The sequence below is a fragment of the Chelativorans sp. M5D2P16 genome (genome assembly GCF_034427935.1).
Taxonomy (GTDB): Bacteria; Pseudomonadota; Alphaproteobacteria; order Rhizobiales; family Rhizobiaceae; genus Chelativorans.
In genome coordinates this window covers 339,502-361,049 of record NZ_JAXQNM010000008.1, presented here as the reverse complement: position 1 = coordinate 361,049, position 21,548 = coordinate 339,502, and the positions used below count along the sequence as shown (strand labels likewise).

Sequence of the window (21,548 nt, the reverse complement as noted above, 5' to 3'; positions counted from 1 at the left end):
CTCACGCCCTCCTGGCCTGTTTAAAACGGTGATCGATGTACTCGGCCAGCGCCAGCATGATCAGCACGATCGAGACCAGTACCAGCGTGAAGTGGTTGGGCACGCCGATCCGGCGGGCGGCGCTTTCGCCGCCGATCGACAGCATCGAAAGCAGGAACACGAAGGCGATGGCCGCAAAGCCGTTCATGCGTGCCAGAAAGACGACGGGGATGACGGCCAGCCCGTATGCCGGGTTCCAGTCCGCCCGCACATTGCCCTGCACGCCGAGGATGTCGATCGCCCCGGCCATGCCGATCAGCCCCGCCGAGAGGGCGAACACCGCCACCGTCAGGAGCGGCACGCGAAGGCCGGCATGGATGGCGGCGCGCGGATTGGCGCCGACGATGCGCAGCCGCAGCCCGAAGGCGGTGCGCGTCATCACCAGATGCACGATGACGACCGCCGCCAGTCCGAAGATCAGCCCGCTGGAGACCGTGGTGTCGAACAGGCGCGGCAGCCGCTCGGCCACCGGCAGGGTCCGTGTCTGCGGCACGGTGGTCTCGGGATCGAGAAAGACGAGCTTGACCAGAACATTGGCCAGCGAAACGCCGAGGAACGACATCATCAAGGTAGTGATGATCTCGTTGACGCCCTGATAGGCGCGCAGCAGCGCCGGCACGAGCGACCATATCACGGCCACGGCCGTGGAAAGCAGAAAGGCGCACAGCAGCGCCAGAAAGCCGGGCATGACCGTGACGAGGACGGGCGCGGCGGCGGCCGCGACGACCGCTCCGAGCAGGAACTGGCCGTCACCGCCGAGATTCCACATGCCGGCGCGGAAGGCGACGATGAGACCGGCGGCGACGAAAAGGAGCGGCGCCATGCGCGTCAGCGTCTGCTGCACACCTGAAGGCGACAGGAGGCCCCGGTCGAGAACGTAGCCGTAATAGCTCAGCGGATCGACCCCGACCGCAAGCAGGATGAAGCCGGCGATCACCAGCGAGGCCAGGATCGGCCCGACGGTCATGGCGATGCGCCTGCCCGCCTCGCGCAGCCGGGCGGCACCCGGTGCGGCGTCGAGCGCGGTCGGGCCCGGAGCGTCTGCCGAATTCACGCTCATGCCGCAAGCCCGATCATCAGGCGGCCGATGCGCGATGCCGCATCGTCGGTGTTGTCGACGGTTCCGGCGAGCCTGCCGTCGGAGATGACGGCGATGCGATGGCACATGCTCAAAAGTTCCTCCAGGTCGGTCGAAATCAGCAGCACCGCGAGCCCGCGCTCGGCGACCTCGCGAATGCGCTGCCGGGTCGCCAGCGTATTGGCAACGTCGAGCCCGTGGGTCGGCTTGTTGAAGATGACGGCGCGCGCGCCCTCGGCCAGTTCGCGCGCGATGAGCACCTTCTGTATGTTGCCGCCCGACAGCCGCCCCACCGGCGTTGCAAGGCTCGGCGTCCGCACGTCGTATTGACGAGTCAGTTCCCCGGCGCGTTGCTGCATGAGAGCCCGTTGCTCGACGCCGGAACGCCAGAGCGGTGGAGACCCTATCTGCTTCAGAAAATAGTTGATGGACACCGGAAACGAGCCGACGGTCCCCTCGCCCAGGCGGTCATCCGTCAGGTAGCGCAATCCGCGCCGGCGCCGCTCGCCGACCCCCAGCCCGTCGAGCGGCGAACCCTCGAAGATCACGCTGCCGCCATCGGCGGGCAACTGCCCGGCAAGCGCCTCGGCGAGCTGCTTCTGGCCGTTGCCGTCGATGCCGGCGATGCCGAAGATCTCGCCCCGGCCGATCTCGAGGGAGATGTCGCGCAGGCTGGGCGCATCGCCGTGCGAACGCACGTCGAGGCCGCGCACCTGGAGAAGCGGGGGCCCCTCGCCGGCCGACGCCCTGGCCGTCAGCCGAGGTCCCGCGCCGTCGTTTCGGGCCGCGCCGAACATCATCTCCACGACTTCGGCGACGAAACCGTCCTCGTCCAGGGCGCGCAGCCGCTCCGGCGGCATCTCGCCCACCTTGCGGCCAAGCTTGAGCACCGAGATGCGGTCGCCGAAGGCGGCGGCCTCGCGCAACTTGTGGGTGATGAAGACGATCGCCAGCCCTTCTTCGACAAGGCGGCGCATGAGCAAGCCCAGTTCCTCGATGCCCTTCGGCGTCAGCATCGAGGTCGACTCGTCAAGAATGAGCAGCCGGCTGTTGCGCAAGAGCGCACGCAGGATCTCAACCTGCTGCTGCTCCCCGAGCGACAGTTCCGAAACGCGGGCTCCGAGCCGCACCGAGATACCCAGCGTCTTGCTGATCGCCTCGACCCTTTCGGTCAGCTCCTCGATCCGCGGCCGTTGCCACCATGTCCCTCCGAGCAGGAGGTTCTCGGCCACGGTGAGCGTCGGCACCAGCATCACGTGCTGGAAGACCGTGCCGATGCCGAGCGAGAGAGCGTGGCGCGGCGAGGTGATCGGCGTGGGCACACCGTCGATCAGGATCCGCCCCTCGTCCGGCTGGATCAGGCCGGAGAGCATGCCGATGAGCGTCGACTTGCCGGCACCGTTTTCACCCAGGAGGGCGTGTACCTCGCCGGGGCGGATCTCAAGGTTGATGTCGTCATTGGCGACGACGCCCGGAAAACGCTTCGTCACCCCTTCGAGCGCGACGATGGGCGGATGGAGACGGGCTTCCGGCGTTTCGGTGGCGATATTCATGGCTCACTCGGCAATCGACGGGGAACAGGCCGGAGGCAGGGCCTCCGGCCGCGCGTCAGGCGCGCCGGCTCACTCCGACACGTCGGTCATCAGCGCCCGCACCTTCGTCGCCTCGAAGATCGGCTCGACCGTCAGCTCGCCCGAAACGATGTTCGCGCGAATTTCTTCGATCTCCGCCCAGACATCGTCGGGAATCGCGTCGGTCTTCAAGAGTCTCACCGAGTCGTCGGCAAGGCCGATGGCGTAGGTCTTGGTGCCATAGGTGTCGCTCCTGATATCCTCGATCATCGCCGTATAGACCGGCGTGATGTCCCAGATGACAGAGGACAGGAGCACGTCCTCGGCGACGGACGACTTGTCGCCGATCACGTCGATGAACCAGACCTCGCCGCCATCAGCGGCCGTCGCCGTCGCGACGGCCTGGATCATGCCGAAGCTCGACCCGTTGCCCTGGCCGAAAATGATATCGGCGCCCGCGGCGATCACGCTTTCGGTTACCCGCTTGCCACCAGCCGCGTCGGAATAGGCGGCCGGCCCGATCACCGCATAGGTGATGTCGACTTCCGGATCCTCGTCGCGGACGCCTTCGGCAAACCCCGCCGATTGCGAGTTCCAGGACGGCGGCTCACCCGACACGACGATGCCGACCGCCTTGGAACGCGTCATCTTGGCGGCCAGCCGTCCGGCGAGATAGGCACCTTCATGCCCGCTGAGCGTATAGTCGGCGATCAGCCCTTCGGTGCGCGCGCTCGGCGTGTCGACCACCGCCACCGGAACGCCCAGTTCCTCGGCGATCTCGGGGGCCGACGTGTTGTAGCCGCTGGCGTGCGCGATCAGCAGGCCGGCACCTTCTTCGGCAAGCTCGCGCAACGTGGGACGTACGTCGCCATAGCCGAGGCCCTGCGCGACGATCACCTCCACGCCGGTCGCCTCGCCGGCGGCTTTCGCGGACTCGATGCCCTGCTGGTTCCAGCCGAAGTCGGTCCCTTCTTCCGGCGTCAATATGGCGATGGAGTCGATCTCGCCGGCCCAGGTGCTCGCCATGACGGCACCGCTCAGCAGCGCTGCGCCTGCCATGCTCTTCACAAACTTCATCATTTCACGTCTCCCATTGTTGATAAGAGAATTATGTCATTGTTTTCATTTCTTTTTATCGTTTAGTATCGAAACGAATTCTCCTCCTCTTCTTTCGAGGCGATAGTGTTTCGGCTTCAATTCTCCCGTGTGCTTGTCGGCGTATCGATGGTGATCGTCTCGTATCCGGCCGCCGGTGAGGCGCTGTCCGCCCGGCCGGTCGCGGTCGGCAACGGGGGCCGTTCGGCCATCGACTGCAAGGCCGAGATAGCCCACTGGTTCTCTCTCGACCTGGCGATGATCCCGCCGGGGACGGAAGGTGGATTTACGCTCTGGGTGGACAGTTCGACGGGAACCCATTTCGCCCGCAACGCGCTCGGCGAGCCCCTGCCCGTGGAGCGGGTCTGGTGCGGCATCGCCGGCAAGGCGTACGTCACGCGTTGGATGGTCCCTCTCGACCGGGCGCCGCACGCCCGCGCCGCGCCGCTCCACATCGCTTGCACACCGGCCGGCGACAGGCTCGAATGCCGGTAGGAAAAGGCCGCCCTCATTCGCCCTTCCCCGCATCGACCAGTTTGCGCAAGCGTTCATATTCGGCCTTGAGGGCCGGGTCCGCTTCGACCAGCGTCCGTGCCAGTTCGGCGAATTCGTCCAGCATGCGCTGGCGTTCCTCCGGGGCAAGCTCGTTGACGACGCCGCCATTGTCCTGCCACACCTGATAGGTGCGCTCGACATTCTCGACACCCCAGTCGAACACCGAAAGCTCGGCCTCGCGTCCCGCTTCGACGATCGCCGTTTTGACCTCCTCGCTCTGCGATTGAAACCAGGCCTCGTTGACCACGGTCACCGAGACAATCTCGGCGAAGCGCAGATCGGTGATGTGCTTGCCGACGTCGTAATACTTGAAGGCGGTGAGGATCGGCATGCCCACCAGCATGCCGTCGAGGCCGCCCGACTCCAGTTGCGGGATGACCTCCGAGAGCGCCAACGGCAGCGGCGTGGCGCCGAGCAGTTCCATGGGCCGCATCTGCATGGGCGAGGCAAAGGTGCGGATCTTCAGGCCATTCAAGTCCTCGAGCGTCTCCGCTGGCTGCATGGTGAAGACCACCGTCGGGCTGTTGTAGATCGCCCCGATGACGCGCAAACCCTTGTCGAGGAACATTTCTTCTAGATGGTCGCGGTACTCGGGGTCATGGATGGCGTTGCGCACGTCCTGCGGGGTGCGGAACAGGCCCGGCACGTCGAAGGCCTGAAAGCGCGGATCGACGTTCGTCATGAAGGACGTCGGCGTCGTGAAGGCCTCGATGGTGCCGAGCAGAACGCCCTCCGACATGCGCGGAATGGCGCCCAACTGGCTGGCGGGATATATCTCGGTGGTGACCGCGTCTCCGACACGTTCGACCAGCTCCGCCGCGAACACCTTCTGCCATTCATGCTGGACGTCGTTGATGGTCGCCGAAGCCAGTTTCATGGTCGACTGGGCCATGGCCGGCAGCGCCGTCACCGCCAGCACTATGGAGATACCGGCCGCCGTCAAAAATTTCCTTGTCATCGCACTTGCCTCTCCCGTCAGATTGCTGGAGCCAGCGCGAGCGAGAGCGCCGGCACGTAGGTGATGATGAGGAGCGCCGTCACGAGCACCGCCAGGAAGGGCACGATGCCGCGATAGATCGCGTGCGCCGGCAGGCCCGTCACCGACTGCGCAACGAAGATGTTGAGCCCGAAGGGCGGGGTGAACATGCCGATGGCCAGGTTCACGGTCATGACGATGCCGAAATGGACCGGGTCGACGCCGAGAGAGACGGCGATGGGAACCAGCAGCGGCGCGAGAACGAGGATCGCCGTCGTGGGATCGAGCAGACAGCCGATCCCCAGAAGCACCATGTTGACGACCAGGAGGAACATCACCGGCGACATGTCGAGCGCCTCGATCCAGGTGACGATGGCCTGCGGAACCCCCTGCGTGGTCAGAAGCCAGGTTGCGATGCTGGCGGCCGCCACGATGACCATGATGCGCGCCGACAGCATGGCCGCGTTGCCCGCCGCCTGAACGATGTCGCCCCAGCTCATGGAACGGTAGACGAAGCGTGCCACGATCATGGCATAGAGGCATGCGAAGCCGCCGGCTTCGGTCGGCGAGAACCAGCCATTGTAGATGCCGCCGAGCACGAAAACCGGCATGAAGAGCGCCGCCACGGCATCCTTCGTCGCCGACAGGGCTTTTCTGACGTCGAAGCGGCCGACCACGGGGATGCCCTTCACCGTCGCCATGAGGACGATGAAGACCGAGATCATCGAAGCGATCAGCAGGCCCGGAAGGATACCGGCCATGAACAGACGCGGGATCGACTGTTCGGCGGCGAGGCCGTAAAGGATCATGGCGATGCTGGGCGGGATGACGATATCGACGGCGCCGCTCGAGGCGATGAGGCCGGCGGCGCGCTCGCGGCCGTAGCCTCCCTCGACGAGCCTTGGATAGAGCGTCTTGCCCAATGCGCCGACCGCCGCCACGCTGGAGCCCGAAATGGCGCCCATGGCCGTAGAAGCGCCGACGGTGGCAACGCCGAGACTGCCCGGCATCCGGCCCACGAGCGCAAGCACCCAGGCGATCAGCCGCGAAGCGATGCCGCTGGCGCCCATGAGTTCGCCGGCGAAGACGAAGAAAGGAATGGCCAGGAGCGCATAGTGGTCCAGGCCGCCGAACATCACCTGGTGCAGGGCGAGCGGCGGTATCGGCAGCACGAAAACGAGCGTGAGCGTGACCGCCGCCAGGAAGACCAGGAACACGGGTGTGCCCAGCGCCAGGAGCGCCAGCGGGACTATGGCGAGCACGGCGGTCACGAGCGCTCCTCCGTGTGCGGTTCCCCGCGCATCAACGCAAGGATGCTGCGCATCAGGAGAAGACCCGCCACCAGCGTCAGCGCGGCGAAGCCGGCCAGAAGCGCCGCATGCGGCATTGTCATGGGTAGGCCGAGCCCCATGCTCTTGGTGCCCAATCGCGCAATGCGCGTGACGAAGCCGACGGAGGCATAGGTCGCATAGCCGCACGCCAGCAGCGCCGTCAGGTCGTGAATGCAATGAAGAAGATGGCGCAAGCGCCCCCGCGCATAGAAGGGCAGCAGATTGATTCCGATATGCTCGCGGCTCGCCAGCGACATGACCGCGCCCGCCATGACGACCCAGATCATCGTATAGACCATGAACTCGTCCGTGCCGGTGAACGAATAGCCGAGCACGTAGCGGCCGGTGGCGTTGAAGACATTCGCCCCCACCACGAGGATGAGCGCCACGCCCAGAACGCGGTGCGCCGCCTCCTTTGCCCGCACGGCAAAGGTGACGCTCGCCCCGCCCCCGCCCCCGCGCGTGCCGCTCCGTCCCGTGTCCACCGCCGCCTCCATCGCGCTACTCCCCGCCTTCCAGGATGCGGCGCACGGCGATCAGCTTGCGCGCCCTTTCGGCCTGGAGCGCGCCGATGCGCTCGGGCGTGTAGGGGAACACCCCCTCCCCCGACTTGATGCCGAACCTGGAGGACTCCGTCCTTTCCGTGATCATCGGCGCGACATCGTCACGATTGCAAAGGTCGGCGTTCAGGAAGGAGGAAACCGAGCGGTAGATGTCGAGCCCGGCCATATCGAGAAGCTGCATAGGGCCGATGACCGCGATTTTGTAGCCGATGCCCCAGGATACGCAGGTGTCGAGGTCCTCGGGCTCTATGACGCCGCGCTCGACGAGATCGACGGCCTCGCGCAGGAGGGCGTAGAGCACCCGGTTTTCCACGAAGCCAGGCACATCCTTCTTCACCACCACCGGCAACAGCCCGATCGAGCGGATCAGTTCGCGGATGGCGGCCACCGTATCGGGGGCGGTCTTCTCGCCGCCGATGACCTCGATCATGGGGACGATGTGCGGCGGGTTCGACCAGTGCATACCGACCATGCGCTCGGGAGCGGAGATGTGGGCCTGCAGCTTCGTTATCGGAATGCCGGAGGTATCGGAGGCGACGATGACCTCGGGTCCGATCAACGGGTCGATCGCGCGGTAGATCTCTGCCTTGACTTCCTCCTTCTCCGGCACGTTCTCGATCACGAGATCGGCATCGGCGACCGCCTCGGCGAGACTGCCGGTGAAACGGACCGCCCCGGCTCCGCTTTCGGGAGGAGCGATGCCGAGCTGATCCAGCACGGCCATGGCAGTATCGAGCATGTTGCGGGCGCGCTCCACCGCGGCCGGCGCGATGTCGTAGGCGGCGACCTCGATGCCGCCGCGCGCCAGACGCGCGGCGATGCCGGGGCCCATCGTCCCCAGACCGACAAGGGCGACACGCCCGATCATCAGGCGACCTTCGTGGCGGCGGCCGCCGCACCGGTCGCTGCCTTGAAAGCCGGACGCACGGCGACCGACGCGATCCACCGCTCGAGCTCCGGCAGGGCCGGCCTGTCGATATCGAAATCGAGGCAGCGCTTGACGATGGGTGCGCAGGCAATGTCGGCGATGGACAGGCGGCCGAGGGCGAAGAAGTCCCGGCCCGCGAGATGGCCGTCCATGATCTTGAGCTGCGCCACCAGGTCCTTGACCTGGGCGTCGAAGGCCGCACCCCTCTCCTCCCGGGGCAGCTTGGTGCCCTTGAAGGCGGCGAGATAGCCCGGATTGACGGCGGACAGAAGGAAGTCCATCCAGCGTTCGACTTCCGTCTTTTCCGCCGGGCTCGCCCCGTGCAGCGGCTGTCCCTCGGGGCTGGCGGCGATGTAGCGCAGGATCGTGTTCGATTCCCACACGACCGTCTCGCCGTCGATCAGGGTCGGCACTTTCGCTGTCGGGTTCAGCGCCTTGTATTCCGCCGTCTGGGTGTTCTCGAACTGGCGGCCATAGTCCTCCCGCTCGTACGGCGCTCCCATCTCCTCGAGCATGAAGAGCACCTTTTGAACATTGCCGGAGGTCTGCCGGCCTAGAAGTTTGTACATGTTGCGTCTCCTCGTTTGTCGGGCGTCATGACTTGATTGCCGGTAGGTGTTTGTCTTCGCGGATGCGGGGCTTTCCGCCGCGTTTGCGCGCGTCCACCGGCGCGGGCGCTGATGCCAGGAAAAGGGCGATGAATGCGATGCCGCCGAGAACGTTGGCGACAGCGAACATCATGCCCCAGGCGGGCGGCACCAGGAGCGTCGCTCCGAGCGCGACATAGACGAGCCGCATCGGGCCGGAGATCGGCGCGCGTGCGTAGCCGACGGCGGCCACCGATATTGCCGAAGTGCCCAGGAACGCCGTCACCGCCGCAACGGCTGCACCTGCCGGTGTTCCGCCGAGCAGGAGTTCGGGCGAGAAGGCGAACAGGAACGGGATGATATAGGCAACCCAGGCCAGCCGCATGGCGACGAAGAAGGTTCGCCACATGTCGGCGCCGGCGATCCTGGCCCCGGTGATGGAGGCCAGTGCCACCGGCGGGGTCAGCATCGACATCAGCCCGAAATAGAGGATGAAGAGATGCGCCTGCATGGGGGCCAGTCCGGTCTCGACTAGCGCCGGCGCCAGCACAGTGGCCAGCACCACATAAACGGCCACCGTCGGCATGCCCATGCCGAAGACGATGGCGATGAGGGCGACCAGAACCAGAAGCGCGATCGTGTTGCCGCCGCTGGCCGCGACCGCCTGGCCGGCGATCGAGAAGCCAAGCCCGGTAAGGCTGACCAGTCCGATGACGAGACCGGCCGCCGCCGTGATCACCAGCAGCGGCGCAACGGCGTGACCGGTGTCGATCACCGCGCGCATGACGTCCCCCGGCCTGAGCCGCTTGCCCTCATAGCCGCGCAAGGCCGAGACCACTGCGAGGGCCACAATGGCACCCACCGCAGCCATCTCCGGCCGGGTCTGGTTGACGAAGAGGAGCGCAAAAAGTGCGGCGAAGGGAATGAAGAAGTGCCAGCCGCGGCGCAGCAGTCCCGTTAGATCTGGACGTTCTGACGCGTCCACGCCGCTGATCCCGTTTCGCACCGAGATACGGTCGATCTGGACGATGATCGCCGCATAGTAGAGCAGCGCCGGCAGGAGAGCCGCCGTTACGACGTGCAGGTAGGGAACCTGCAGCATGTCGGCCATGACGAAGGCCGCCGCCCCCATGACCGGCGGCAGAAGCTGACCACCGGTGGAGGCGGCCGCTTCCACGGCCGCGGCGGTTTCCGACCTCAGACCCGTGCGTTTCATGAGCGGGATGGTGACGATGCCGGTACCGGCTACGTTGGAAACGGCGTTGCCCGAAATGGTGCCGAAAAAGGCCGAGGCTCCGACCGCGGCTTTTGCGCTGCCGCCGCGATAGCCGCCGAAGGCGCCCAGGCAGAGCTGGGTGAGATAGGCGCTGCCGCCCGAATGGCGCAAAAGCTCGCCGAAGAAGACGAAGGGAATGACGATCTGCACGGCGACCCGCAGTGGAAGGCCGAGGAGGCCGTTCGGGTCGATGACGAGATAGATCGCCCAGCGATCGACAGCCGTCGTCGGAATGCCGAGCGCCGTCCCGAAAATGGCGCAGCCGGACAGGACAAGGACGATCAGGACGATTGGCAGGCCGATGGTGCGCCAGACCAGGAAGAGCAGGCCGGCGATCAGTGCCAGGCTGACGGCCACCAGCCACGCGGGGCGCATCATCGCACTGACAACAAGTTCGGGGTAGCGCAGCGCCAGGGTCGCCATGATGCCGAAAAGCGCCAGGCCGAGAATTACACCCCCTCCCCGCACCAGGCCGCCGCGCGCGGGACCCAGACCGAAGGCGACCACCGCCAGCGACAGGCCGAGCGCAAGCGCGATCGGCTGTTCGTCGAAAAGCGCCGTTCCGAAAAGCCGCGCCGCATCGAGGATCCAGGCGAGCGAGACGAGAACGAGCGCGAATCCGAGCCCGGAGGCGAGCTTGTCCAACACCGGCGAGGCGCGCTCCGTGCCGGGTTGGCTGGCTTTCTCGTGCCCCCTTGTCATGACGGCTCTCCGCGTACGCGCCGCCTATTCGCCCCGCAGGACCGCTTCAGCGGCGGGGTGAAAGGTCAGGTCCGGATAGGGGCGCTGGATCGTCTCGCGGTCCATGGCGCCAAGCACATTGTTCTTTGCGGCAATCGCCACACCCTCATCGACAAGAAGCTTGGTCACGGCGGCGACCGTCTCGTCCGCGAGATCGCCGCGCGCCACCAGCACGTAGTCATAGGCCATGGTGTCCATGGTTTCGGGGATGCCCGTCACCCCCGCATCGCCTTCCACGGTGACCAGGTAGGCTTCCGGCGCCACGGCCTGCATCCGCTCGACCGCTTCCGGCGAATTATCGAAGGGCAGCCAGCGTATCCCTCCCAGTGCCGCGTCGGCCTCGACCACCGCGCCGCCGCGCAAGGCGAACAGCGTCGCGTCGACATTGCCGCTGACGAGTGCGGCGACCCCGTTTGCCACGCTCGCCACCGGCACCGGGCGCACGTCGTCGCCCGTCAGGCCGCCATTGGCGAGCGCACCCTCGAGGTAGGGTTGCAGGCTTGCCTGCGCGGGCATGCCCCAGGCGACGCGTTTTCCTTCCAGATCGGCGATCGACCCGATCTCGGAGTCCGCCCGCACCATGAGGCCGACCGGGCTGGGGAACAGGGGCACGACGACGCGCAGCGTTTCCTGTGGCATGTCGGAAAACGGACCGGTCCCGCGCACGGCGTCGCCGAAATCGGGCGTCACCACGGCGGCCATGTCGAGCTCTCCAGATCCCAGCATGGGAAGGTAGCTCGTGGGGCCGCCGAAGGCCTGGAGCGTCGCGGCCAATTCCGTGCGCTCGTCGATCGCCTGGGCAAGCGCGGCATTGACGCCGTAGTTCTGCGAGCCCTGCTGGCCAGCGCCGAAACGGACCGTCTGCGCGGACGCTGTGGTGAAAACGCCGAGTACGCCAATGAAAAGCGCGGCTGCGGCAAAGCGTTTGATCATGTCCATTCTCCCATTGCGATCCGGGCCTTCCCCTTGTTCTTACGGATCTTTTCAAGGCCCGGTGCTTCTGTGCCCGTCTCAGTCCCTCGGTTTGTAGACGATGGCGTCCATTTCGATCTTGGTGTTTATGACGGCGCGCGCCTCCACCGTGGTGCGCGCCAGGACGGCGTCTCCGATGCCTTGGAGGAAAGCCTTGTTGTAACGCCCGAAATCGCGCACATCCTCCAGATAGGTGGTGATGCGCACCACGTCGGCGAGCGTCGCCCCCTCATGCGCGATGACGCGCTCGATGGTCTTCAGGGTGGCCAGCGTCTCCTCTTCGATGGTGCCGGAGATCATGTCGTTGTTCTCGTCCTTGGGCACCTGTCCGGAAACGAAGATGTAGTCTCCCGCACGCACGGCCGGGTGGAACGGCAGGTTCGGGTTCTTCTTGCCGATGGCGTAATGTGTGTCGGACTTCCTGGCGCTGTCGTTCACGGGCTGGCTCCTACAATACGCTCGTTTCAATGACGTCGACGCCGCGCACGCGGTCGATGAGATAGACGAAGCCGCGATCATCGATCGTAACGTCGTTGGACGATGCGCGGTCGGCGCCCTCCGGCGCGTCGGGCAGGAAGTGGCCCACCTCCTTCGGCGCGAAAGGGTCGGCGATGTCGACCAGGCGCATTCCTTGCGCGAACCAGGCGAAGGGGATGATCGTGCCGGAGAAGCGTTCGGAGGGTTGATGGCAGCCGCTCATCGGTGGCTGCGGCGCCCCCTCGGGATCGAGATCCGGCACCTGAAACGTCGAGATCGGCAGCGGGTTCGTCTCGTCGGTGATGTCGTAGATCCAGGCAAAGGACGGCGGCGAAGGCCGCAGCTTGGCCACGTCCTCGTCCGCGACCACCATCACGTCGCGTCCCTTCAGGGGCTGGGGAATTGGCAGGCAGGTGTGGGTCGGATGGGGAAATGCCGGGCTGGAGTTGACATGGGCGATGGCGCGCGGGCGGCTCATATCCGAAATGTCGAGTATGAACAGGCCGTGGTGCCAGTAGCTTACATAGAGCCGATCGCCCATGCGGATCGGGTGGTGGCAACGCGGCGGCACATAATCGTCCCAGGGATACTGCTCCCCGCCACCGGTCCATTGGCCGGGGATCCACCAGCGACCGACCTCGACCGGGTTCGCCGGGTCGGCAAGATCAAGGATCATGACGAAATTGCCGACATAGCCGTCCGCCGTCGGCGAGATATAGGCATAGCGTCCGTCGAAATCGTAGCGGTGCACCCCCTTGCCGCCCGTCGTCCACTTGCCGATCAGCCTCGGCTCTTCCGGTCTGGCGACGTCGTAAACCGCCAGGCCACCACCGAAATCGGCCGGCCCCTCGCTGCCGAAGCGTTCGTGATTGACGATGGCGATGCCGTCCTGGGCGCGCACCTTGTGAGAATGCCAGCCGGGCGGCACGTCGATCCTGGCGATCTGACGCGGTTTACGTGGATCGGAGATATCGACGATCGTCGTGCCACTCGGTGGGCGCATGTGCCCGATGTAGAGGGTGTTGCCGTCGACCCAGACCTGGCCGCCTCCGGGGCAATCGATATGGGCAATATGTTTCGTGTTGAACGCGGAAACCAAACGCTTGCGCCTTTCGCTGGTCTTCTTGAACGAAGTCTTTTTGAATGAGCGGGAAGCACGCCGCGTGGTCGCGGCGTGCAGAGGTGAACGCTGGCCGGTCAGGCCAGGCGCAGAAGATCGCCCGCCTTGTTGCGGCCCCAGCGCTTGTAGAGCAGAAGCTTCTTCTGGGTCGGCGCATCGGTCGCACCGAAGAAGATCACCGGTTCGCTCGAAGAACCGTTGACGTGCTCGACCCAGCAACCGCCCGGCACGGCCAGCGTGTCGAACTGGTTCCAGTCATAGCGCTCGCCGTCGATGATGGAGTGGCCGCTGCCGCGGAACGGCGCCAGCAGCAGGCTCGCGGTCTCGCGCTGGGGCAGCGTCTTTTCGCCCGGCCGCAGCATCTGGACGTAGAAGTTGATCGTCTGGAAGACGGGGCCGCCGGTCGTCGGGTCGGCATAGTCGATCACGATCCCCTCATGCGGATCGCCGTCCCAGTCCTTGTGGGCCTCGAGCAGGGCCTCCATCTTCTCCCACCGGTAGACATACATCGGCGAGGACAGTCCACCGCCCCGCTTGTGGTCGACGAAGCGCGGGATCATTCCGCCTTCACCATAGATGCGCTGCGAATAGTCGCTCGGGTAGCGGGCCGTCTGGACCTTTTTCTCCACCTCCTTGCCGTTTTCCATCTCCGTATAGCGATGGTCGAAATGGACGGCGTGCAGCGTTTCGACCAGCGGCAGGTCGAGCACGGACAGATTGACCGCCTGCTCGCCGCCGACGGTGCCGTGGTTATGCCAGGCATCATTGGGCGTGAGGACCATGTCTCCGGGACCGAACGTGACGTCCTCGCCCTCGACGCCGGTGAAGTTGCCTTCACCGGTCAGGCCGAAGCGGATGGCGCTCGGCGAGTGCTTGTGCGGCGGCATGATCTCGTCGGGATCGTTGAGCCGATAGGCGGTGTACATGGTGCTGACGGACGCGCGCTTGGGCGCCAGGCCGGGATTGACCAGGATCAGCGACCGCCGCTCGCTGTCGTCCATGGTCACCAGCTGCGCCGCACTCTGCAGAAGCGGCTCGATATCGCTGTAGGACCAGACGAAGGGCACTGCCTTCGACGTCGCCATGAGCTGCTTGATCTCGTCATGGTCCACGCCTTCGGACGCCGCCCAGAAGGGAAACATGTTCTTGGCATAGAGCCGATCGTAAAGATCCTGCAGGGCCGCCTTCTTGTTGCTGGGTTTGTTCTCTGGTTGCGCCACGGAAACGGACATGTCGAACACCTCGATAAATCTCTTCAACCACCGCAACCATATGACCAATGGTTATCGACCACAATAGAGAAAATTTGCATTTTGGCAGTTTTTGGTTGCGCAGATAGTTGGTTCCTGGCTGCACCACGAAAGGTCGGTTGTTCCTTGATGAAATGGAGAAAACGCAAAGCGTTATGAGAACATCGTGAAAATTTCCGCACGGCCACCGTTCGCCCGACCGCTCCGAATCGAGCTCCAACCAACATGGCGGGTGCGCTGCCAACCAAAATATCGGTTGACCGCGTCTGTTATGCCGCCTGGGCTTGCTCCACACGACCTCGGATGAGATCAGCGGCCTTCTCGGCGATCATGATAACGGCGGCGTTGATATTTCCGCAGACAAGGTCCGGCATAACCGACGCATCGACCACGCGCAGCCCCTCGACGCCGCGCACCCGGAGTTCCGGGTCGACGACGGACTCCTCATCGGCCCCCATGCGGCACGTGCCGGCCGGATGGTGGACCGTGATGGACGTGTTACGGATGTGCTCGTCGATCGCAGCATCGCTGCGGCATGAAACGCCAGGCAGGGTTTCGCTCTCCACAAAAGGCCGCATCGCCTCTTGACCGGCCAGATCACGCGCAACGCGCACGCCCGCACGCAATGACTCCCAATCGCGCGGCGAAGAAAGGAAGTTCTGGTGGATCAACGGAGGCACGGCGGGATCCGCGGTTGCGAGCTTCACGCTACCGCGGCTTTTGGGCTGGACAGCCACGATGCGGGTGGCGAAACCATCGGTGAAGGGAGCCCGGAAGGGCGGCAGATAGGGCCAGGAGGCAAGCGGCGCTGCGGTGAACAGGATCTGCACGTCCGGCAAGGGACGGTTCTCATCACTTCGCAGGAATGCCACCACCCCGCCGGGCACATCGCCTGAAAATCCCTGCCCTGTCAGATAGGTCCGGGTAAAGTCGAGGCCGATCCGGTCGGCGCGCATCATCTCGAAGAAGGGGCCGGGCCGTTTGCGCCTGTACATCAGGATGACCGACACGTGGTCCTGCAGGTTCTTTCCGACTGCGGGAAGGTCGACCAGGGTGCGAATGCCGTGCGCGGAAAGCTCGGCCTGGGCACCGATGCCAGAAAGCATCAGGAGTTGCGGCGAGTTGATGACGCCCCCCGCCAGCAGCACCTCGCGCCGCGCCACGACGCCGTGCTCCTGCCCGCCGCGGCGGTAGGTGATGCCGGTCGCCCGCCCGTCCTCGAGCGTGACGCCGGTGACCAGGGCGCGGGTCAGCACCGTCAGGTTGCGGCGCCGGAGGGCGGGCCGCAGATAGGCGGAAGCCGCTGAGCTCCTGCGCCCGTTCCTGATGGTCATCTGCAGGCGGCCGAAACCTTCCTGCTGCGCTCCGTTGTAATCGTCGGTTTGCGGATAGCCGGCCTGCCGGCTGGCGAGCGCGAAAGCCTCGACCAGATCGTCCTTGTAGCGGCAGAACTGGGTATTGAGAGGGCCCGAGCCTCCGCGATAGGGGTCCTCGCCACCTTCCCAGCTTTCCTGGCGCTTGAAGTAGGGAAGCACCTTCTCGTAAGACCAATCGGAAAGTCCCCGTGCCGCCCAGCGGTCGTAGTCGCCGCGGTTGCCGCGCACATACGCCATGGCATTGGTCGAGGACGAGCCGCCGATGACCTTACCCCGTGCGCATTCGACCCTTCGTCCGCCGACATTGGCCTCCGGCTCGCAGAAATACATCCAGTCGTGACGCCGTTCGGTGAGGATCTTGCCCCAGCCAAGCGGAACGTGGATCATGGGGTCGCGGTCCCAGTCGCCCGCCTCCACGAGCAACACGGTGACAGTGAGATCCTCGCTCAACCGATTGGCCAGGACGCATCCAGCCGAGCCAGCTCCAACGATCACGTAGTCGTAGCTCCCGATGTCGGGCATCAGAATCCCCTCTTATGCGGCCAACCGTGCAAGCACGCAGACCGCTCTTGGTTGCGACCAGTCAACCACTCTGTGCCAATGGTTGTCAACCACGACATATTTGGATAAGCTGGTTGAGCTCCGGTTGGGGACTTGCATGCTCGACCATACCGACTATACGGATGGCGGGCTTTGCCGGCGCTGAAGCATCGACGGGCAAGCCCCCGCTGACCGATTGGAGCAAAGCCTGCAGGGAGACCTGGTTTGAAAGCTGATGCAACAGACGCCGATACCCTCACCGTCGAGGATATTATCGAGGAAGTGCGCCGGCTCCAGCGCGAGCGCGGAAAGCTGCCTTCCGAGCGCGATCTGGCCGACATGTTGAAGATCAAGCGTCATCAGTTGCGCAAGGCGCTTCTGGCCATGCGCGAGGCGGGCGACCTGCAACCGCCGCGGCTTCGCAGGTCCACCAAGAAGGCCCTGCCCCGCTATGGCGAGGAACTGGTACGCGTCAGCAATCCCATTGAGGTGTTGGAGATGCGGCTGATCATCGAACCGGGGCTGGCGCGATTGGCCTCGCTGCGCGCTTCCGCCTTCGAGATCGCACGCATCATGGATGCTGCAACGACACCACCGAACGCCCGGCCGGGCGAGGTCGACCTGTCGTTTCATCTCGCCATCGCCCAGGCCTCGCGCAACCACCTGGCCGTCGAGTTCTATAAGATGCTGCGGCAGGTCGGTGTCGATGCGCGCATGAAGATCGCCGGCACATCCTCGCCCACCTGCCCGAAGCGGATCGCCCAGCGCGATGCCGAGCACAGACGCATCGCCGAGGCTATTTCGCAGCGCGATCCGGAGGCGGCGCAGGCGGCCATGCATGCACATCTTCTGGCCGTGCAGGCACAGATCAACGAGCGGTCGACCGCCGCCTCCTTCGCGGCCTGAGGCCGAGCAGAGCGGGTGCGGGAGCGCTTCGATGTCCTCGTCGTGGGCGCAGGCTCGGCCGGCTGCGTGGTTGCCAGCCGGTTGAGCGAGGATGCGGCCTGTTCGGTTGGCCTGATCGAGGCGGGCGGCATGCCCGAGGATCCCGATATCGCCGATCCCGCCAAGTGGACCGCCCTGCCCGGCCGCGCCTTCGACTGGGCCTATCGCACCGTCCCGCAGCCCTTCACCGCAAACCGCGTCCACGATTGGCCACGCGGGCGGCTGGTGGGCGGGTCGAGTTGCCTCCACGCCATGGCCTATGTGCGCGGGCATCCCTCAGACTTCGAGCCGTGGCGGGCGGCCGGGGGAGATCGCTGGTCCTACGAGGGGCTTCTGGCAGGCTTCCGCCGCAGCGAGGCGGTGATCGACGCCGCGACCGGTTCACGCGAAGGCGACGGACCGCTGGACGTCTATCTGCCGACGGAGCAGGTCAATCCGGTGGTGCGCGCCTATATGGCCGCCGGTAATGCGCTCGGGGTGCCCCGGATCGAAAGCCACAACGGACCGGAACTGATCGGCACCTGCGCCAATGCACTCAACATCCGCAAGGGCCGCAGGCTCTCCCTCGCCGACGCCTATCTGCCGGATGAAGTCCTTCAGCGCCCCAACCTCACGCTGCTGACCGACCATTTGGTCGAGCGTATCGTGGTGGATGGATCGCGGGCGCGGGCGTTGGAGGTGATCGCGGGTGACAGACGGCAGCAGTTCCACGCCGACCGTGTCGTACTATGTGCAGGAGCCATCGAGAGCCCGCTTCTGCTCATGCGATCGGGGATCGGCAACAAAGATGTCCTTTCCGATGTCGGGATCGATGTCACAGTGGAGAGAAACGGCGTCGGCGCAAATCTCCAAGACCATCTGCTGGTGATGGGTAACGTCTATCGCTCAGCAAGGAAGATACCACCGTCCAGGCTTCAGCACTCCGAATCCCTGATGTACCTCGACAGCACCGACCTGACCGCCACCAGCGGGCGTCCCGACATCGTGCTTGCCTGTGTCGTGGCACCATCGGCGGCGGAGGGATTTCATATCCCGGAGTACGGCCAGGCCTTCACCATTCTGTGCGGCATAACGCACCCCACCAGCCGCGGCCGTATCCTTCCCTCGGGACCGCGCCTTAGTGACCCACCCATCATAGACCCCGAATATCTGTCGTCGGAACAGGACCGCGCGACGCTCCGCGCCGCGCTGCGCACCGCCCGCACGGTCGGTGCGCATCCCGCGCTTAGTGAATGGCGCGATGCCGAGGTGCTTCCGGGCCCGCAGAAATTCTCGGACGTCGACCTCGATGCGTTCATCGCGCAAACGGTCTCCACGCACCATCACCCCGCAGGAACATGCCGCATGGGCAATGAGGACGATGCGGTGGTCGACGCCGAATTGAGACTGAAGGGGCTGCAAAACCTCTTCGTCGTCGACGCCTCCGTCATGCCCATACTGCCAAGTGGCCCCATTAACGCGTCCACCGTGGCGCTTGCCGAAACCTGGTCGGCACTCGATCCGAAATGACACCGGAAAGCGGGGCGATGGATCACCACACATACTTCTTCAGGCCCGACAGGCCGCGCCGAGCGAACAGCATGACGAAGATCAGAAGGCAGCCGTAGATGACCAGTCGCCACGGTCCGATGCCGCGGAAATATTCCTGGAAGCCGACCAGCAGGAATCCGGCAAAGATGGACCCCCAGAGCGTTCCGCGCCCACCGACATAGGTGATGGTGAGGATTTCCACCGTGCGATAAACGCCGAACTCCTCCGGCGTGGGCGAGAGGATGCCCAGATAGTGCGCATAAAAGGCGCCCATGATACCGGCCAGGAAACTGGCGATGGTGAAATTGTAGAGCTTGTACTTGGTTGCGCTGAGCCCCAGGCTCTCGGTGGCGAGCTGGTCCTCGCGGATGGCCTTGAAGGCAAGGCCGTAGCGCGAGCGTACCAGCCATGTCATCAGTCCCATGATGACGGAGGCGAGAACGAGCAGCAGGTAATAGTAGGCGATGAGATCCCTGCGACCGAAATCGATGCCCAGAATATCGGGGTAAGGACGCACGGACAGGCCGAGCATACCGCGCGTATAATCGGGCAGGTTGGAGATCGTGAAGCGGATCGCCTCGCCGACGAAGAAGGTCAGAAGCGCCACGTACAGGCCGCGGAGCCTAAGCGAGATGATGCCGGCCAGCAGTCCCACGAAGGCGGTTGCCACGCCGCCGGTGAACAGCCCGATCCAAGGGCTTACGCCATAGTGGAAAGTGCCGAGGGCAGAGGTATAGGCGCCGACCGCAAGGAACCCCGCATAGCCGAAGTTGATGAGGCCGGCATAGCCGATCATGAGATCGTAGATGGCGGCCATGACGCCCAGCATCACGGCGGAGATGAAAATGCGCGTGATATAGGGATTGTCCAGGAAAGGCGGGACGGCAATCAGAAGGACGATCAGAAGACCGATTTTGATGATGCGGGCCGGCCTGCTCTGCCACACATCGGCGAGCTGCGAGGCCGCTTCCAACGCCTTCATGCCCGTTCTACCTTGCTCGAGGAGAAAAGACCGCTCGGGCGGACGATGAGAATGATCACCACCAGCGCGGCCGTGACCACATTCTGCCAGCCCGCAGACATGAAGAAGGTCGAATAGGCCTCGATGATGCCCAAAAGCAGGGCGGCGATAATGGCGCCGGGCACGTTGCCGAGCCCGCCCAGAATGACGCAGGCGATCGACTTGATCACAGGCTGGAAGCCGACCGTGGGATGGGCGGGGTAGATCGAAATGAGAAGCCCGCCGGCAAGTCCCGCCAATGCAGCGCCGATACCAAAGGTGATCGTGTAGACGAGGCGAATGTCGATGCCCAGGGTCTGGGCGGCATCCGGGTCCTGGGCAGCGGCACGGATGGCCTTGCCGAGGCTGGAAAAGCGGATGAAAGCCCACAGCGCGAGCCCGACGCCGCTTGCCACCGCCAGCACCATCAGCCGCTCGTAGCTGACGATCACGGGACCCCAGACAAGGACACCGTCAACAAGGCTCGTCACGCCGCGTCGCTCGGTGCCGAAGATGATGAGCGCCAGGTTCTGCATCACCACCAGCATTCCGATGGTGAGAATGAAGGCGTCGAGCAGCCAGTCGCGCCCGGCGCGCCGGCGCAATGTCTCGATCAACGTGCGTTCCAAGAGCATGCCGAACACGAACAGCGCCAGCGCCGCGAAGGCGATGCCCAGCGGCCACGGCCAGCCAAGCACCACGGTGACGAAGAACATGGCATAGGTGCCGAGCATGAACAGTTCGCCGTGCGAGAAGTTCTTCACGCCCATGATGCCGAAAATGAGCGACAGCCCGGAAGCCATAAGGGCGTACATGGCGCCGCGAACCAACCCTTGCACGAGCACTTCGGTCAGGATCGCCGGCTCCAAGAGGAGACTGAAATCCATCAAATCCACTCCCTCACGATGTCGTCGAGGCGTTTCTCGAAATCCTCTTTCGGCCCCTCGTATCGGTTTCGGCCGAGTGCCAGCGCGTATACGTAATCGGCGATCGAGATCGACTTCTTGACGTTTTGATCGACGATCAAGATGGTATATCGCTCCTGCTTGAGCTTGATAATCTCCCGATATACCTCGTCGACCAGGCGTGGCATGAGACCGACGGAAGGTTCGTCAAGCAGGATGGTCCGCGGACCCGTCATGGTCAGCCGCGCGACCTCCAGCATGCGCTGCTCTCCGCCCGAGAGAATACCTGCCAGCAGGCGCCGCTTTTCCTTCAGCCGTGGAAACCGGGCGTAGACCGAATCCAGTGCCGTGTGCATGCGCTGGTGGTCGCCGCGCATGATCCAGCCGCCGAGCTCGAGATTCTCCTCCACCGTCATGCGCGGAAAAACGCTGTGGCCTTGTATCAGATAGGCGATGCCCTGGCGCAGCATGTCGTTCGGCTTCAGCCCTACGATAGACCTGCCGTCGTGCAGCACCTCACCACGTTGCGGCGTCAAATACCCGTAGATCGCCTTGAGCAATGTCGATTTGCCGGCGCCGTTCGGCCCCAGAATGACCGTTACGCGTCCATCCTCGGCCTTCAGGTTCACGCCATCGAGTATCGGCACCTCGCGGGTGTAACCGGCCACGATGTCCCTGATCTCCAGCGCCATG

Annotated in this window: 20 protein-coding genes; 3 read left to right on the top strand and 17 right to left on the bottom strand. The window is 64.7% G+C overall.

Annotation, left to right across the window (positions count from 1 at the left end):
- Position 1 precedes the first annotated feature (1 nt).
- From SIN08_RS04655 to SIN08_RS04645, 3 genes are all read right to left on the bottom strand, one after another.
- Entirely contained in the window at positions 2-1,099 is a 1,098-nt protein-coding gene (locus tag SIN08_RS04655) for a putative B6 ABC transporter permease subunit 2 (protein ID WP_322450410.1), read from the bottom strand.
- A complete protein-coding gene (locus tag SIN08_RS04650) occupies positions 1,096-2,670 on the bottom strand; it encodes a putative B6 ABC transporter ATP-binding protein (RefSeq protein WP_322450409.1) in 1,575 nt (524 codons plus the stop codon). Before SIN08_RS04650 ends, SIN08_RS04655 begins: the two co-directional genes overlap by 4 nt.
- Positions 2,671-2,739: 69 nt before the next feature.
- On the bottom strand, positions 2,740-3,768 hold the full coding sequence (locus SIN08_RS04645; protein WP_322450408.1) for a putative B6 ABC transporter substrate-binding protein: 1,029 nt from the start codon (positions 3,766-3,768) through the stop codon (positions 2,740-2,742).
- Positions 3,769-3,912: 144 nt separating this feature from the next.
- Between SIN08_RS04645 and SIN08_RS04640 the strand changes: the two genes are divergently transcribed.
- Entirely contained in the window at positions 3,913-4,278 is a 366-nt protein-coding gene (locus SIN08_RS04640) for a hypothetical protein (protein ID WP_322450407.1), read from the top strand.
- A 13-nt stretch (positions 4,279-4,291) separates the two neighbouring features.
- On the opposite strand, the gene SIN08_RS04635 is transcribed toward SIN08_RS04640, so the two are convergent.
- The 11 genes from SIN08_RS04635 to SIN08_RS04585 form a co-directional block, all read right to left on the bottom strand.
- On the bottom strand, positions 4,292-5,296 hold the full coding sequence (locus tag SIN08_RS04635; protein WP_322450406.1) for a TRAP transporter substrate-binding protein: 1,005 nt from the start codon (positions 5,294-5,296) through the stop codon (positions 4,292-4,294).
- A gap of 17 nt (positions 5,297-5,313) precedes the next feature.
- The gene (locus SIN08_RS04630) at positions 5,314-6,585 is read right to left on the bottom strand and encodes a TRAP transporter large permease (protein ID WP_322450405.1); all 1,272 of its coding nucleotides are present in this window, start codon (positions 6,583-6,585) and stop codon (positions 5,314-5,316) included.
- Positions 6,582-7,142, bottom strand: a complete 561-nt coding sequence (locus SIN08_RS04625) for a TRAP transporter small permease (protein ID WP_322450404.1) — start codon at positions 7,140-7,142, stop codon at positions 6,582-6,584. Before SIN08_RS04625 ends, SIN08_RS04630 begins: the two co-directional genes overlap by 4 nt.
- Positions 7,143-7,146: 4 nt before the next feature.
- A complete protein-coding gene (gene fhmpcd1 / locus SIN08_RS04620; RefSeq protein ID WP_322450403.1) occupies positions 7,147-8,076 on the bottom strand; it encodes a 5-formyl-3-hydroxy-2-methylpyridine 4-carboxylate 5-dehydrogenase in 930 nt (309 codons plus the stop codon).
- On the bottom strand, positions 8,076-8,705 hold the full coding sequence (locus SIN08_RS04615) for a glutathione S-transferase family protein (RefSeq protein WP_322450402.1): 630 nt from the start codon (positions 8,703-8,705) through the stop codon (positions 8,076-8,078). The genes fhmpcd1 and SIN08_RS04615 overlap by 1 nt, the downstream gene beginning before the upstream one ends.
- Before the next feature lie 25 nt (positions 8,706-8,730).
- Positions 8,731-10,701: a TRAP transporter fused permease subunit gene (locus SIN08_RS04610; RefSeq protein ID WP_322450401.1), complete on the bottom strand. Its 1,971-nt coding sequence runs from the start codon at positions 10,699-10,701 to the stop codon at positions 8,731-8,733.
- A gap of 24 nt (positions 10,702-10,725) precedes the next feature.
- Entirely contained in the window at positions 10,726-11,673 is a 948-nt protein-coding gene (locus SIN08_RS04605; RefSeq protein ID WP_322450400.1) for a TAXI family TRAP transporter solute-binding subunit, read from the bottom strand.
- 78 nt (positions 11,674-11,751) lie between these two features.
- Positions 11,752-12,150 carry a RidA family protein gene (locus SIN08_RS04600; RefSeq protein ID WP_322450399.1) on the bottom strand — a complete coding sequence of 133 codons (399 nt, stop codon included), beginning with the start codon at positions 12,148-12,150 and terminating at the stop codon, positions 11,752-11,754.
- A 10-nt stretch (positions 12,151-12,160) separates the two neighbouring features.
- The gene (locus SIN08_RS04595) at positions 12,161-13,288 is read right to left on the bottom strand and encodes a hypothetical protein (protein ID WP_322450398.1); all 1,128 of its coding nucleotides are present in this window, start codon (positions 13,286-13,288) and stop codon (positions 12,161-12,163) included.
- A 98-nt stretch (positions 13,289-13,386) separates the two neighbouring features.
- Positions 13,387-14,568, bottom strand: coding sequence for a cupin domain-containing protein (locus SIN08_RS04590; RefSeq protein ID WP_322450397.1), 1,182 nt, complete (start codon positions 14,566-14,568; stop codon positions 13,387-13,389).
- 260 nt (positions 14,569-14,828) lie between these two features.
- The gene (locus tag SIN08_RS04585) at positions 14,829-16,457 is read right to left on the bottom strand and encodes a choline dehydrogenase (RefSeq protein WP_322450396.1); all 1,629 of its coding nucleotides are present in this window, start codon (positions 16,455-16,457) and stop codon (positions 14,829-14,831) included.
- Between the two features lie 243 nt (positions 16,458-16,700).
- Between SIN08_RS04585 and SIN08_RS04580 the strand changes: the two genes are divergently transcribed.
- Both SIN08_RS04580 and SIN08_RS04575 read left to right on the top strand, forming a co-directional pair.
- Positions 16,701-17,381, top strand: a complete 681-nt coding sequence (locus SIN08_RS04580; protein ID WP_322450395.1) for a FadR/GntR family transcriptional regulator — start codon at positions 16,701-16,703, stop codon at positions 17,379-17,381.
- 15 nt (positions 17,382-17,396) lie between these two features.
- Positions 17,397-18,929, top strand: coding sequence for a GMC family oxidoreductase (locus SIN08_RS04575; RefSeq protein WP_322450394.1), 1,533 nt, complete (start codon positions 17,397-17,399; stop codon positions 18,927-18,929).
- A 22-nt stretch (positions 18,930-18,951) separates the two neighbouring features.
- On the opposite strand, the gene SIN08_RS04570 is transcribed toward SIN08_RS04575, so the two are convergent.
- From SIN08_RS04570 to SIN08_RS04560, 3 genes are read right to left on the bottom strand one after another with little or no spacing between them, the layout of a single operon-like run.
- On the bottom strand, positions 18,952-19,932 hold the full coding sequence (locus SIN08_RS04570; protein ID WP_322450393.1) for a branched-chain amino acid ABC transporter permease: 981 nt from the start codon (positions 19,930-19,932) through the stop codon (positions 18,952-18,954).
- Positions 19,929-20,837, bottom strand: a complete 909-nt coding sequence (locus tag SIN08_RS04565) for a branched-chain amino acid ABC transporter permease (protein WP_322450392.1) — start codon at positions 20,835-20,837, stop codon at positions 19,929-19,931. The genes SIN08_RS04570 and SIN08_RS04565 overlap by 4 nt, the downstream gene beginning before the upstream one ends.
- Positions 20,837-21,547 (bottom strand): ABC transporter ATP-binding protein, encoded by a 711-nt coding sequence (locus SIN08_RS04560; protein WP_322450391.1) that lies wholly within the window; start codon positions 21,545-21,547, stop codon positions 20,837-20,839. The genes SIN08_RS04565 and SIN08_RS04560 overlap by 1 nt, the downstream gene beginning before the upstream one ends.
- Position 21,548: the final 1 nt, after the last annotated feature.

What these genes read in the sequence shown, in the direction of transcription:
- SIN08_RS04655 (WP_322450410.1), bottom strand. Translation starts at nt 1,099, where the DNA reads ATGAGCGTGAATTCGGCAGACGCTCCGGGCCCGACCGCGCTCGACGCC.
- SIN08_RS04650 (WP_322450409.1), bottom strand. Translation starts at nt 2,670, where the DNA reads ATGAATATCGCCACCGAAACGCCGGAAGCCCGTCTCCATCCGCCCATC.
- SIN08_RS04645 (WP_322450408.1), bottom strand. Translation starts at nt 3,768, where the DNA reads ATGATGAAGTTTGTGAAGAGCATGGCAGGCGCAGCGCTGCTGAGCGGT.
- SIN08_RS04640 (WP_322450407.1), top strand. Translation starts at nt 3,913, where the DNA reads ATGGTGATCGTCTCGTATCCGGCCGCCGGTGAGGCGCTGTCCGCCCGG.
- SIN08_RS04635 (WP_322450406.1), bottom strand. Translation starts at nt 5,296, where the DNA reads ATGACAAGGAAATTTTTGACGGCGGCCGGTATCTCCATAGTGCTGGCG.
- SIN08_RS04625 (WP_322450404.1), bottom strand. Translation starts at nt 7,142, where the DNA reads ATGGAGGCGGCGGTGGACACGGGACGGAGCGGCACGCGCGGGGGCGGG.
- fhmpcd1 (WP_322450403.1), bottom strand. Translation starts at nt 8,076, where the DNA reads ATGATCGGGCGTGTCGCCCTTGTCGGTCTGGGGACGATGGGCCCCGGC.
- SIN08_RS04615 (WP_322450402.1), bottom strand. Translation starts at nt 8,705, where the DNA reads ATGTACAAACTTCTAGGCCGGCAGACCTCCGGCAATGTTCAAAAGGTG.
- SIN08_RS04610 (WP_322450401.1), bottom strand. Translation starts at nt 10,701, where the DNA reads ATGACAAGGGGGCACGAGAAAGCCAGCCAACCCGGCACGGAGCGCGCC.
- SIN08_RS04605 (WP_322450400.1), bottom strand. Translation starts at nt 11,673, where the DNA reads ATGATCAAACGCTTTGCCGCAGCCGCGCTTTTCATTGGCGTACTCGGC.
- SIN08_RS04585 (WP_322450396.1), bottom strand. Translation starts at nt 16,457, where the DNA reads ATGCCCGACATCGGGAGCTACGACTACGTGATCGTTGGAGCTGGCTCG.
- SIN08_RS04570 (WP_322450393.1), bottom strand. Translation starts at nt 19,932, where the DNA reads ATGAAGGCGTTGGAAGCGGCCTCGCAGCTCGCCGATGTGTGGCAGAGC.
- SIN08_RS04565 (WP_322450392.1), bottom strand. Translation starts at nt 20,837, where the DNA reads ATGGATTTCAGTCTCCTCTTGGAGCCGGCGATCCTGACCGAAGTGCTC.
- SIN08_RS04560 (WP_322450391.1), bottom strand. Translation starts at nt 21,547, where the DNA reads ATGGCGCTGGAGATCAGGGACATCGTGGCCGGTTACACCCGCGAGGTG.